The sequence below is a fragment of the Methylobacterium sp. Leaf361 genome, assembly GCF_001424445.1.
GTDB lineage: Bacteria > Pseudomonadota > Alphaproteobacteria > Rhizobiales > Beijerinckiaceae > Methylobacterium.
Genome location: NZ_LMPY01000034.1, coordinates 331,651 through 343,987, shown reverse-complemented (window position 1 = coordinate 343,987; position 12,337 = coordinate 331,651). Strand labels below are relative to the sequence as shown.

Here is a 12,337-nt window from a genome sequence, read left to right as displayed (position 1 = left end):
TCCCTAGGCGCCTTTGAAGCCGCGGGCCTTGGCGCGGGCGAGGGCCGCCGCCCGCGCCGCGTCGTCGGGCAGGGTCCCCTGCGTCAGGTCGTTGAGCCCGGTCAGCTCCCGGGCGCCGCCGAAGCCGACCAGCGTCACGGTCTTGCGCTGGCCCGGCTCGAAGCGGATCGCCGTCCCGGCCGGGATGTCGAGGCGGTGTCCCAGGGCCGCCGCCCGGTCGAAGTCGAGCGCCCGGTTCACCTCGAAGAAGTGGTAGTGCGAGCCGATCTGGACCGGGCGGTCGCCGGTGTTGACGACGTCGAGGGTGACCCGCGGGCGGCCCGCGGCGAGCTCGATCGCGCCGTCGGCCGGCAGGATCGCGCCGGGCTCCAGGGTGTCGGCGGGGGCGCCCGCCCGGGCGCGGACCGGCTCGTGGACCGTGACGAGCTTGGTGCCGTCCGGGAAGACGCCCTCGACCTGCAGGATCGGCAGCATGGCGGCGATGCCCGGCATCACGTCCTCGGTCGACAGGATCGTGGAGCCCCAGCCGATGAGGTCGGCGACGCTGCGCCCGTCGCGCGCGCCCTCCAGGATCTCGTCGGTGATGAGCGCCACCGCCTCGGGGTAGTTGAGCCTGAGGCCGCGGGCCCGGCGCTTGCGGGCGAGCTCGGCCGCGGTGAAGATCGTGAGCCGTTCCAGCTCGGTGGGCGTGAGCAGCATCACCCGCTCCCTAGTTGGCGAACAGGCGCAGGTCGGCGCGCGCGTGCCGCATCGCGGCGACCTCGATCAGCGGCGTGAAGCCCGTGAGGACGATCGCGCCGTCGGGGTCCTCGGTCACGGGCCGCTCGGCGATCTCCGCAACGAGCGGCAGCACCGTCTGGAGGGCCTGCTGGCCCTGGATGGCGCCCACCTGACCGAGCCGGACCGTGGCCGAGACCAGGCCGGAGACGAGCTGGTAGCCGGCGACGGCCGCCGCCTCCGCTTCCGACAGGCCCAGCCCCCGCCACAGGGCGCCCTGCACGGTGGCGAGGTGCCCCAGCATGAGCCCGGACCGGATCGCGGCGCGGATGTCCCCGGCACCGGGCGTCGCGAGCCGCGCGTGGGTGGTCAGCAGGGAGGCGCCGTTGCGCCGGCTGCCGGTGCGCATCGCCTCGACGAGGGTGGCCGCCTCCACGGCGGCGTCGATGCGGCCGAGCCGGGCCGGATCGGGGCCGGCGCGGTGGGCGAGGATCAGGGCGACGCGGTCGCTCTCCGCCCACCGGAAGCGCACGAGGGCCGTGAGCGTCCGCGTCAGGCTCCCCGTGTCGAAGGCCGGGTCGCCCGCGACGAGCCCCTCGATCCCGTTGGAGAAGGCGAAGCTCCCGCTCGGGAAGGCGGCGTCGGCCTGCTGGAGGGACAGGAGCCGGCTCAGCACGGCGCCGCCTCGTCGAGGATGGTGTGGGTCACCTGCCGGTCGGTGACGAGGGCGCCGAGGCGGACGAGGTACGCGTCGGCCGGTCCGTCCATCGCCACCAGGAGGGCGCCGTCGGCGAAGCGGACCCGCCAGTGGAGGTTGCCGGCGTGGTAGCCGAGCTCGAGGGCGGCGGCCTGGCTGTCCGGGACGAGGCGGAGCCAGCGCTCGGAGCCGACCCGGGCGACGAGGGCGCGGTCCGCGTCCAGCGCCAGCACGGCCCCGTCGAAGAGCGGCTCGTCCCGCGGCAGGGCGAGGGCGATCTCCTCGCCGGACTGGGTGGTCGCGCGGATCCGCCGCCGAGCGACGTCGGTGCTCGACACGACGAGCACGTCCACCGCGCCGCGATGCGCGAGGTGGTGCAGGCGATGCGCCATCTCGGCGTCCTGCCGGCTGCCCAGGATACGATGGATCACACGCATGTCGGTCCGCGTCCCGCTCCCCGTGGCCAGGATCGATCTGGGCCTTGCAAGAGCCGGTCCGCCGCTCGGCACGTCACCGGCAGCACCGGCTCAGACATCGAGCGTGGTCTCGCGCTCCCAGGCGGTGAAATGGGCGCAGTAGCTGTCCCACTCATTTTGCTTCAACTTGAGGTAGGCGACGGAGAACGCGCCGCCCAGATTGTCCCGCAGGGCCTCGTCGGCCTCGAAGGCCCGCAGCGCGTCGAGCAGGTTGAGCGGCAGGCGCGGCGCGCCGGTGACGGCGTGGCCGTCGCGGTACATGTCGACGTCGCTGTGCGGCCCGGGATCGGCCGCCGACGCCAGGCCGTCCAGGCCCGCGGCCAGGATCGCCGCCTGGAGCAGGTACGGATTGGCCGCCCCGTCGGGCAGGCGCAGCTCGAACCGGCCCGGCCCGGGCACGCGCACCATGTGGGTTCGGTTGTTGCCGGTCCAGGTCACGGCGTTCGGCGCCCAGGTCGCGCCCGAGATCGTGCGGGGCGCGTTGATGCGCTTGTAGGAATTGACCGTCGGGTTGGTGATCGCGGCGAGCGCGGGCGCGTGCCGCATGATCCCGCCGAGGAAGTGCCGGCCCCGGGTCGAGAGGCCGAACGGCATCTCGGGATCCGCGAAGGCGTTCACGGTGCCGGCATTGTTCCACACCGAGACGTGGCAGTGGCAGCCGTTGCCGGTCAGCCCCGGGAACGGCTTCGGCATGAAGGTCGCCCGCAGGCCGTGCCGCTCGGCGACCGAGCGGACCATGAACTTGAAGAAGGCGTGCTTGTCGGCGGTGGCCAGCGCGTCGTCGTACTCCCAGTTCATCTCGAACTGGCCGTTCGCGTCCTCGTGGTCGTTCTGGTAGGGCTTCCAGCCCAGAGCCAGCATGTGGTCGCAGATCTCGGCGATCACGTCGTAGCGGCGCATCAGCGCCTGCTGGTCGTAGCAGGATTTCTCCGCCCGATCGTGGTGATCCGAGATCGCCGATCCGTCCGGGCTCAGCAGGAAGAACTCGGCCTCGACGCCGGTCTTGACCCGCAGGCCCTCGTCGGCGGCCCGCGCCACGAGCTGCTTCAGCACCACCCGGGGCGCTTGGTCGACGGGCGCGTCCGCCATGGTGCAGTCGGCCGCCACCCAGGCGACGTCCGGCTTCCAGGGCAGCCGGATCACCGAGGCGGCATCCGGCATCGCGAACAGGTCGGGATGGGCCGGTGTCAGGTCGAGCCAGGTGGCGAAGCCCGCGAAGCCCGCGCCGTCGCGCTGCATGGCGCCGATCGCCTGCGCGGGCACCAGCTTGGCGCGCTGGCAGCCGAACAGGTCCGTGTAGGAGATCATGAAGTACTTCACGCCGTGCTCGGCGGCGTAGGCGGAAAGGTCGGTCGTCACGGCAGCCCCCTGAGCGCGGATCGGGTGGGGGCCGGCCGCGCCCCGTTCCGGCGCGACCGGCGGGGTTGAAGGGCCCTAGAAGCCCGCTTTGCCCGGGTACCAGTCGGTCCCGGCCAGCGGCACGCGGGCCATGGCGGCGGCCTCGAGCGTCAGCGCCACGAGGTCCTCGGGCTCCAGATTGTGCAGGTGGTTGTGGCCGCAGGCGCGGGCGATCGTCTGCGCCTCCAGGGTCATCACCTTCAGGTAGTTGGCGAGCTTCCGGCCGGCGCGGACCGGGTCGAGGCGGGCCGCCAGCTCGGGGTCCTGCGTGGTGATGCCCGCCGGGTCGCGGCCCTCGTGCCAGTCGTCGTAGGCACCCGCGGTCGAGCCGAGCTCGCGGTACTCCTCCTCGTAGGCCGGGTCGTTGTCGCCGATGGCGACGAGCGCCGCGGTGCCGATCGAGACCGCGTCCGCCCCGAGCGCGATGGCCTTGGCGACGTCCGCGCCCGAGCGGATGCCGCCCGAGATCACGAGCTGCACGCTCCGGTGCAGGCCGAGATCCTGCAGCGCCTGCACGGCGGGGCGGATGCAGGCGAGCGTCGGCTGGCCGACATGCTCGATGAACACGTCCTGAGTCGCCGCCGTGCCGCCCTGCATGCCGTCGAGGACGACGACGTCGGCCCCGGCCTTCGCGGCCAGTGCGGTGTCGTAATAGGGCCGGGCGCCGCCGACCTTCACGTAGATCGGCTTCTCCCAGTCGGTGATCTCGCGCAGTTCGCCGATCTTGATCTCGAGATCGTCCGGGCCGGTCCAGTCCGGATGCCGGCAGGCGGAGCGCTGGTCGATGCCCTTGGGCAGGTCGCGCATGGCGGCGACCCGGTCGGAGATCTTCTGGCCGAGCAGCATGCCGCCGCCGCCGGGCTTGGCGCCCTGGCCGACCACCACCTCGATGGCGTCGGCGCGCCGGAGGTCGCGCGGGTTCATGCCGTAGCGGGAGGGCAGGTACTGGTAGACGAGGATGTCGGAATGGCCGCGCTCCTCGTCGGTCATGCCGCCGTCCCCCGTGGTGGTGGAGGTGCCGGCCAGCGTAGCGCCGCGGCCGAGGGCCGACTTGGCGTTGGCGGACAGGGATCCGAAGCTCATGCCGGCGATGGTGATCGGGATCTTCAACGCGATCGGTTTCTTGGCAAATCGCGTGCCGAGGGTGACGCCGGTCCCGCAGGTCTCCCGGTAGCCCTCCAGGGGATAGCGGGACATCGAGGCGCCGAGGAACAGCAGGTCGTCGAGATGCGGGAGCTTGCGCTTCGTGCCGCCGCCGCGGATGTCGTAGATGCCGGTGGCCGCGGCCCGGCGGATCTCCGCCATGGTGTGGTCGTCGAAGGTCGCCGACTTGCGCGGCGGCATCGGCGGGTTCTGGTAGGTCATGCCCGGTCTCCCGCTTGAGCCGCTCCCGATCGGGAGCGGCTTTAAGTCCTTGATTCGACGCGCTCGCTTGCGCCGAACCGGTATCCACTCCGGCGGCGCGCTCTCAGTAGGCGTCGGCGTTGTCGATGTTGAAGCTGTAGAGTTTGCGGGCCGAGCCGTAGCGCCGGAACTCTTCCGGCCGGACGTCCGCGACCCCGGCGCGGTCCAGCAGGGCCGCGAGGTGCGCGCGGTGCTCGGGGCGCATCGGCTTCTCGACGCAGTCGGCCCCGAGGCTCTTCACGCTGCCGCGGACGAACAGCTTCGCCTCGTAGAGCGAGTCGCCCAGCGCCTCGCCGGCATCGCCCAGGACCACGAGGGATCCGGACTGGCCCATGAAGGCCGACATGTGCCCGATCGAGCCGTGCACGACGATGTCGATGCCCTTCATGGAGATGCCGCAGCGCGAGGCCGCGTTGCCCTTGATGACGAGGAGGCCGCCGCGCCCGGTGGCGCCGGCATATTGCGAGGCGTCGCCCTCGATCACGACGGTGCCGGACATCATGTTCTCGGCGACGCCGGGGCCCGCCGAGCCCTGCACCGTGACGGTGCCGCCGTCGTTCATGCCGGCGCAGTAGTAGCCGACCGAGCCCCGCACCGTGACGGTGACGGGCCCGTCGATCCCGACCGCCACCGCGTGCTGGCCCCGCGGGTTCAGCACCTCGAAGTCGGTGTCGTTGGCGCCCGGAGCGACGCCGTGGAGGGCCTGGTTCAGGGCGCGCAGGGGCGTCGCCGCCAGATCGAAGACGGGCATGGGCGAGATCCGTGGGCGAGATCCGTGACGGGAAGGCTGCGGGGGCGGCTCAGGCGGCTTGCCGCTGATCCCAGAAGTAGACGGTGGCCGGCTCGGGCTCCCAGACGCGGGCGGCTTCGATCCCCGGCAGGCCGACGAGCGCCCGGTATTCCGAGCCGAAGGCGACGTAGCGCTCGGTCTCGGCCATGGTCGCGGGCTTGCAGGCGATCGGGTCGCGTAGCACCCCGAAGCCGGACTTGGTGCCGACCACGAAGGTGAAGAACCCGTCGAGATCCGTGAGCGCCCCCGCGAGCGCCCCGCCGAGGTCCCGGCCCCGCGCCATCGCGGTGGTGAGATAGGCCGCCGCGACCTCGGAATCGTTCTCCGTCTCGAAGGCCATACCGTCCCGGGCGAGGCTCCGGCGCAGGTTGTTGTGGTTCGACAGCGAGCCGTTATGGACGAGGCACTGGTCGGCGCCCGTCGAGAACGGGTGCGCGCCCATCGTGGTCACGGCCGATTCCGTCGCCATCCGGGTGTGGCCGATCCCGTGGGTGCCCGACATCCCGGCGATGCCGAAGCGCGCCACCACCTCCCGCGGCAGGCCGACCTCCTTGTAGATCTCCACGCTCTCGCCCGCGCCCATCACGCGCAGATCGGGCGCGAGGCTCTTCAGGGCGGCGCGCGTCGCGGCGAGGCGGTCGGACGCCACGGTGATGACCGCGTGCGAGCTCTTCACCGCCACCCGCGCCGAGCCGCCGGAGGCCTCCGCGAGGCGCTGCTCCAGGGCGGGGAAATCCGCCTCCGGGCGTGCCGACTGCACGGTGATCTTCGACAGGCCGGGGGCCGGCGGCCCGTAGATCGCGAGGCCGGCCGAGTCCGGCCCCCGATCCGTCATGGTGACGAGCATGTCGGCGAGCAGCGCGCCGAGCTGCGGCTCCAGGGCGGGGTCCTTCAGGAACAATCCGACGATGCCGCACATGGCACCACCTCCGTCGCGGGTTCGCCCGGAGCATAGGCGGCCTGCGCGGCGGAAATCAACCCTCAAGAAATAAGATTTCTTCCTGAGAACAACGCGGCCCGTCAGCCGGTGCGGCCCGACTGTGGATACGCGATCACCGAGAGGTAGCGGGCCGGCAGCACGAGCAGCTCCGCCGGCCCGTGCGGGGCATCGGCGTCGAAGAACAGGCTGTCGCCGGGCTGCATGTGGAAGTGCCGGTCCCCGTGCCGGTACAGCACTTCGCCCTCCAGCATGTAGAGGAACTCCAGGCCGGGGTGCTGGAAGGTCGGGAACACGTCCGAATCGGTCGTGAGCGTGATCAGATACGGCTCGACCGTCACGCCGCTGGTGTTCTCGTGGATGTGCCCGAGCAGGTTGTACTGGTGCCCGGCCCGCGTGCCGCGCCGCTCCAGCTCGATCCCCTCGCCGGCCTTGACGAAGACCGCGTTGCGGACCTCCTCGTAGCCGCGGAAGAAGCCGGTGATCGGCATGCCGAGCGCCTGGGCGAGCAGCTGCAGCGTCGTCAGGGACGGCGAGATGTTGCCGTTCTCGATCTTCGACAGCATGCCGGGCGACAGGCCGGTCGTCGCGGCGAGGTCCGCCGAGGTGATGCCGAGGCGCTTCCGGCGCTCGCGCACCGCGTGGCCGATCGCGCGCTCGAGGTTGTTCTCGCGTGGCTCGCGGACGGCGTGCGGATCCTGCAGCAGGACCGGCTCCCGCTCCGGCCGCGGGGCCTCCCCTGCCGTCCGGTTCGAAGCGCCTGACGGCATGGCGGATCTCCCTCCTCGGCGATCGTGGGCTCCGGCCACGCGGGTCCTCCGCCGCCGTGCCGCGGCGTCGGACGCCTGTCAACGTCGCGATCCGCGACCCGTCGAGGAACCGCGGTTGAGGACGGATCGGCGCGTGGCGCCGACGGCCGGAGCGCGGGCGCTCGACCGCGCCGGGGGCGGCGTGGCATCGTCCCGGCCGGCGGCGCACCGCGCTCCGTGCGTGATCTCACGCCGCCGGATCCGAACCCGTCGCAGGGTTGGCCGGCGGGGCGAGCCGGTCGCCCCGCCGGCGCGAATCGAGGGTGGGCATGGCCGGGACAGGACCGAGCAGGCGCGGGATCCTCGCGGGCGGCGGCGCCGCGGCGGCCGCCGCGCTGCTGCCGCGGGCGGCCCGGGCCGCGCCGCGGATCATCCTCAACGACGCGAGCGGCCTCAACCCGACCCCGGTGACGCGCCACGCCGTGCTCCCGACGGGCTCGACCGACGCGCTGATCGAGGCCGTGCGCGCCGAGATCCGGGATGCCGCCGCCGCCGGCCGGCCGGTCGCCGTCGGCGTCGCCCGCCATTCCATGGGCGGCCAGAGCCTCGCCCGCGACGGGACGGCCGTGACCCTGGAGGGCGGCCCGATCGAGCCCGACACCGCCGCCGGCCTCTACCGGGTCGGGGCCGGCGCGCGCTGGTCGCAGGTCATCCGGCAGCTCGACCGGATCGGCTACTCGCCGACGGTCATGCAGTCGAACAGCGATTTCGGGGTCGGCTCGACCTTCTGCGTCAACGCCCATGGCTGGCCCGCGCCGCACGGCCCGTTCGGCTCCACCGTCCGCGCCGTCCGCCTCGTCCTGGCCGACGGCAGCCTCGTGACCTGCTCCCGCGAGGAGAACGCCGAGCTGTTCGGGCTGGCGATGGGCGGATACGGCCTGTTCGGGATCGTGGTCGACCTCGTGGTCGAGATGGTGCCGAACCGCCTCCTGACGCCGACCTTCGCGGTGATGCCGGCCGCGGATTTCGCGCCGGCCTTCGCGGCGGCGGCGCGCGACCCGCGCCTGCGCATGGCCTACGGCCGGCTCTCGGTCGCGCAGGCCGGGTTCTTCGACGAGGCGATCCTCGTCACCTACGCGGAGGCCGAGCACCCGCCGCAGGTGCTGCCCGCGGCGGCCGCCCAGGGGGCGTTCTCGGCGGTCTCGCGGGAGATCTACCGCGCCCAGGTCGGCAGCGAGTTCGGCAAGCGCGCCCGCTGGATCGCCGAGACCCGGCTCAACCCGACGCTCGATCCCGGCCTCGCCACCCGCAACAGCCTGATGAACGAGCCGGTGGCCAACCTCGCCTCGCGCGACCGCAGCCGCACCGACATCCTGCACGAGTACTTCGTCCCGCCCGAGCGCTTCGACGCGTTCCTCGCCGCCTGCCGCGAGACCATCCCGCGCTCGGGCTGCGACTGCCTCAACGTCACCCTGCGCTACGTGGCGGCGGACCCGGACTCGGCGCTGGCCTACGCGCCGGGCCCGCGCATCGGCGCGGTGATGTCGTTCTCGCAGGGCCTCACCCCCGGCGACGAGGCCGCGATGATGCGCATGACCGAGGCCCTGATCGAGCGCGTCGTGGCGATCGGCGGGGCCTATTACCTGCCCTACCGCCTGCACGCCCGGCGCGACCAGATGGCCCGGGCCTATCCCAGGCTCGACGCCTTCGTGGCCGCCAAGCGCCGCTACGATCCGGGGCTGCTGTTCCGGAACGCCCTGTGGTCGACCTACATGGCCTGACCGCGCCCCGGCACGGATCCGCCTCGCGCGGGCCGCGCGTGCCGACTCAGGAGACGCCCATGAGACCCACGCCCCCGCAGGTGGCCGCCCTCGCCTTCGCGGCCATCCTGCTGTTCGCCGCCGCCACCGACTACGTCCCGGCCTTCCGGGACGCGGAGGGCCGCGTCTTCGGCCTGTTCCGGCTCGACGTCTACAAGGACGCGCTCCACCTCGCCTCCGGCCTGTGGGCGCTGGCCGCCGGCCTGTGGTCGCGCTCCGCCGCCGTGACCTTCCTGCGGGCCTTCGGGGCGATCTACCTCCTCGACGGCGTCGTCGGCGTGCTCACCGGGTCGAGCTTCCTCGACCTGTCGCTGTTCCTGAAGGGCTTCCAGGACAGCCCGCTCCTCTCCAACGGCCCGCACCTGAGCCTCGGCCTCGCCGGCGTCGTGCTCGGCTGGTGGCCGTGGCGCGCCCGGACCGCGGCCGGGGTCGCCGCGTGAGCCCCCCGCCCCCCCGCCGCCGGCGACGGGTCGTCCGCTGGGCGATCGCCGGCCTCGCCGTTCTGGCCCTCGCCTGCGCCCTTCCCGTCGCGGCGATCGAGGGGGGCTGCACGGTCAGGCCCGATCCCGCCGGGCCGGGGCGTTCGGCGGGGGGCTCGCGCTTCGGGATCGCCCCCGAGGGCTACAAGCGCGCGGCCGGCGACAGCTACCTCACCTTCCCCGAATGGGACATCGTCCACGCCTACGCGGACCTCGCCGGGGTGACGCGTTCCGCCTCGGAATCGGCCTTCGACTACTGGGCGGCGACGACGGGCTTCTGGACGAGCCTGTGCGGGGCGACCCGGGCGGCCGGGCGCACCGGCGACGTCACCGCGGGCCAGACGGTCACCAACTACGTGATCGGCCTGAGCTTCACGGCCGAGATGCTGATCCAGGGGGCCTACGAGCGCACCCTCGGGGCGCTGACCGCGCGGTGGCGGGGGCCCGAACCGACCGACGAGGACCGGTTCAACGCCCGGCTGCTCGCGGATTACGCCGCATTCCTGCGCCAGACCCCCTGGTACCGCTACCCGTTCGACGCGGAGCTGTCCCGGCTCTGGCACGAGGTCCCGTTCACGCCGTCCCTGCGGGCGGTCGAGCGGCGCGGCGCGCTCACGCTGCAATACGGGGTGAAATGGGCCTACGCCCAGGGGATCGCGTGGCTCGCCGGGATGGACCCGGCCGGCCTGACGATCCGCAGCGTCGTGGCGGGGCTCGATGCCGGCGACGCGGCCGCCGACCCGCGCATCACCCTCCTCGGCCCCGTCCCGGCCGGCGACGGCGGCCCGGCCGCCCTGATGGAGACGCCGCGCTACCGGGCCTTCACGGAGATCGTCCGGGGCCTCGGCGCGCGGGGCCGGACCGTCCTGGAGATCGCCGGCAACCACCGGATCCTCACCACCGTCCTCCTGCCGCCGGGCCGGACGGTCACCCTCGCCGGGGCCGAGCCGCTGTTCGCGATGCCGATCCAGTCCGAGCCGGGCTGGCAGCGCGTCGGCTACGACACCGCGGTGGAGCAGCTCGTCGCGCAGATCCGCGCCGTGGAGGCCGCGGGGGGGCGGTTCGAGCATGCCTACGATTACTGATCGGCGCCCGCGGCGCGGCCTGCCGGTCGGCGCCGTCGCGGCGGCGCTCGCCGGGGGGCTCGGCGTGACCGCGCTGACCGCCCTCGCGGTCCAGCCGGAGACCGTGGTGGCGCTCGGGAACCCCGCCGCCCTGGCGGCCGCCGACGACGGGGCCCTGGTCTCGTCCGGCCGCGCGTACCTGGTGCTCCGGCCCGCCGCGCCGGGCGCGGTCCGGCGCCTCTACGCGGGCGGTGCCTGGCTGGTCCTGCCGGCGCCCGGGACCGGCTGCCTCGGCGTGCGCTGAGGACAGCGCCCGCGGGGCGGCCGGAGGGCCGGTGCTCAGTAGGGATCGGAGCGCTCGAGGATCTCCTGCCCCATCAGCACGCAGCTCCCGGGCATCGGCGCGTAGATCAGCCGGATCCGATACGCGCCCTTGTAGATGCTGCCCTCCACCTCGATCACCTGGAAGCGTCGCGTCCCGACCAGGGACGCGACGGTGCCTACGGACCGGACGGACGCGGGATCGACCGTGGCCCGCGCGTCGCCGTCGCTGTGGAAGCGCAGCAGCTTGAGGGCCTGCCGCTCGGCGTCGGCCGCGCAGGGGGGAATGGGGGCCGCGACCGCGGCGGTCGCGGCCAGGCCCGTCACGGCGATCAGCGGCAGCGCCCGCAGGATCCGTCTCATCGGCACGCGACCCCGTATTCGTGGACCTCGGGCAATTCGCCGTCGCCCGTCGTGGTCACCGAGAGCGTGCCGGCGGCTCCGGGCCGGCGCAGGGCCCGGATCAGGCGCGGGGGCGTGCGGTCCCATCGTCACCGGCTGCTCGGGGCGCCCGCCGGCGCGGGCGGGCTCGATCCCGGGGCCGTCCGGGCCGCCGGAACCGGGTCGGGCGGCGGATAGGCGGGGTCGGTCAGGCAGGTCGAGAGCCAGGTCTCGGCATCGGCGTCCGGGGCCAGCTCGACGTCGAGGACGGGCCGAGGGCCCGCGGGTGCCGCCGCCGCGCCGGCGGCGACGGCCGGGGCGGCAGGCCGCGCCCAGCGGCCGTCGGCGTTGTCGGGACCCGGGCATTCCGCGTCGTCGCCCCCGCCGATCGTGCAGGTCGCGACCGTGCGCGCGGCGCCGTCGACGACCCGCGCGACCGTGCGCGTCTCGGAGGTGTGGCCGCTCGCCCAGTCGTCGGACAGCGTGCAGACCCGGTCGCCGTTCTGGTAGCGCCGGCTGCCGAAGCACCCGTAGACCCGGTCCTGCCCGACGGGCAGGAAGTCGCACGCCGTGTCGAACCCCGCGAAGGGGCCGCCGGTGAACCGCGCCGCGAAGGCCCGCTGCCGCAGCGCCACCGCGATCCAGTGCGGTCGGGCGGGATCGCTCTTCGAGCGGCCGGACAGGTCCTCGGTCCGTGCCCGGATCGCCTTCAGCACGACGGCGCGCGCGTCGGCCGCGTCCAGGTCGCCGAGCCACGTGTCCCGGGCCGCCACCCAGCGCTTCTGGCTGGCGACCAGCATCGCGCGGATCTCGGCGTCGTCCGTGCTGTGCAGGAGGCCGGAATAGGCCGCACCCAGGGCGGCGTCCGCCTTCCGGAGCGCCGGGTCGGCGCAGATCATGCGCTCGAGCGGGCTGGCCGCCTTGCGGCAGTCGATCGCGCGGGCCGACGACGGCGCCAGGAGGGTTGCGGGGAGGAAAGCGGCGAGGGCTGCCGCGAGGGTGGCCGCCGGGAGTCGCGTCACGGCCGGCCCCGCGCTGAGCATCGCCCCGAACCTCGCCCCGAAGCTCGCACCGGACTGCGCATCGGAACCTCGCCTCTGGGCC

The 12,337-nt window shown here is 73.8% G+C and carries 14 protein-coding genes; 4 read left to right on the top strand and 10 right to left on the bottom strand.

What is annotated here, in order from left to right; genetic code table 11:
• Positions 1-3 precede the first annotated feature (3 nt).
• The 8 genes from ASG32_RS22315 to ASG32_RS22280 form a co-directional block, all read right to left on the bottom strand.
• Positions 4-699 carry an urease subunit beta gene (locus ASG32_RS22315; RefSeq protein ID WP_056530829.1) on the bottom strand — a complete coding sequence of 232 codons (696 nt, stop codon included), beginning with the start codon at positions 697-699 and terminating at the stop codon, positions 4-6.
• 10 nt (positions 700-709) lie between these two features.
• Entirely contained in the window at positions 710-1,393 is a 684-nt protein-coding gene (locus ASG32_RS22310; protein ID WP_056530826.1) for an urease accessory UreF family protein, read from the bottom strand.
• Positions 1,387-1,851 carry an urease accessory protein UreE gene (ureE, locus tag ASG32_RS22305; RefSeq protein WP_056530822.1) on the bottom strand — a complete coding sequence of 155 codons (465 nt, stop codon included), beginning with the start codon at positions 1,849-1,851 and terminating at the stop codon, positions 1,387-1,389. Before ureE ends, ASG32_RS22310 begins: the two co-directional genes overlap by 7 nt.
• A gap of 90 nt (positions 1,852-1,941) precedes the next feature.
• Positions 1,942-3,249 carry a type III glutamate--ammonia ligase gene (gene glnT, locus ASG32_RS22300; protein ID WP_056530819.1) on the bottom strand — a complete coding sequence of 436 codons (1,308 nt, stop codon included), beginning with the start codon at positions 3,247-3,249 and terminating at the stop codon, positions 1,942-1,944.
• A gap of 75 nt (positions 3,250-3,324) precedes the next feature.
• On the bottom strand, positions 3,325-4,653 hold the full coding sequence (locus tag ASG32_RS22295) for an FMN-binding glutamate synthase family protein (protein ID WP_056530816.1): 1,329 nt from the start codon (positions 4,651-4,653) through the stop codon (positions 3,325-3,327).
• 103 nt (positions 4,654-4,756) lie between these two features.
• Positions 4,757-5,443 (bottom strand): GXGXG domain-containing protein, encoded by a 687-nt coding sequence (locus ASG32_RS22290; RefSeq protein WP_056530813.1) that lies wholly within the window; start codon positions 5,441-5,443, stop codon positions 4,757-4,759.
• A gap of 49 nt (positions 5,444-5,492) precedes the next feature.
• Entirely contained in the window at positions 5,493-6,401 is a 909-nt protein-coding gene (locus ASG32_RS22285; RefSeq protein ID WP_056530810.1) for a glutamine amidotransferase family protein, read from the bottom strand.
• Between the two features lie 101 nt (positions 6,402-6,502).
• On the bottom strand, positions 6,503-7,189 hold the full coding sequence (locus ASG32_RS22280; RefSeq protein ID WP_020095167.1) for an XRE family transcriptional regulator: 687 nt from the start codon (positions 7,187-7,189) through the stop codon (positions 6,503-6,505).
• A 308-nt stretch (positions 7,190-7,497) separates the two neighbouring features.
• Here ASG32_RS22280 and ASG32_RS22275 point away from each other — a divergent pair, with 308 nt between their 5' ends.
• Genes ASG32_RS22275 through ASG32_RS22260 form a run of 4 tightly spaced genes read left to right on the top strand, consistent with a single transcriptional unit; the run spans position 7,498 to position 10,835 of the window.
• Complete coding sequence (locus ASG32_RS22275; protein ID WP_056530807.1) at positions 7,498-8,949, top strand: FAD-binding oxidoreductase; 1,452 nt, start codon at positions 7,498-7,500, stop codon at positions 8,947-8,949.
• A gap of 59 nt (positions 8,950-9,008) precedes the next feature.
• Complete coding sequence (locus ASG32_RS22270; protein WP_026605246.1) at positions 9,009-9,428, top strand: DUF4383 domain-containing protein; 420 nt, start codon at positions 9,009-9,011, stop codon at positions 9,426-9,428.
• The gene (locus tag ASG32_RS22265) at positions 9,425-10,552 is read left to right on the top strand and encodes a hypothetical protein (protein WP_244492108.1); all 1,128 of its coding nucleotides are present in this window, start codon (positions 9,425-9,427) and stop codon (positions 10,550-10,552) included. The genes ASG32_RS22270 and ASG32_RS22265 overlap by 4 nt, the downstream gene beginning before the upstream one ends.
• Positions 10,536-10,835 (top strand): hypothetical protein, encoded by a 300-nt coding sequence (locus ASG32_RS22260; RefSeq protein ID WP_056530802.1) that lies wholly within the window; start codon positions 10,536-10,538, stop codon positions 10,833-10,835. The genes ASG32_RS22265 and ASG32_RS22260 overlap by 17 nt, the downstream gene beginning before the upstream one ends.
• Before the next feature lie 35 nt (positions 10,836-10,870).
• On the opposite strand, the gene ASG32_RS22255 is transcribed toward ASG32_RS22260, so the two are convergent.
• Positions 10,871-11,215 carry a hypothetical protein gene (locus ASG32_RS22255; RefSeq protein WP_020095162.1) on the bottom strand — a complete coding sequence of 115 codons (345 nt, stop codon included), beginning with the start codon at positions 11,213-11,215 and terminating at the stop codon, positions 10,871-10,873.
• 128 nt (positions 11,216-11,343) lie between these two features.
• The gene (locus ASG32_RS22250) at positions 11,344-12,255 is read right to left on the bottom strand and encodes a lysozyme inhibitor LprI family protein (protein ID WP_244492107.1); all 912 of its coding nucleotides are present in this window, start codon (positions 12,253-12,255) and stop codon (positions 11,344-11,346) included.
• Positions 12,256-12,337 lie beyond the last annotated feature (82 nt).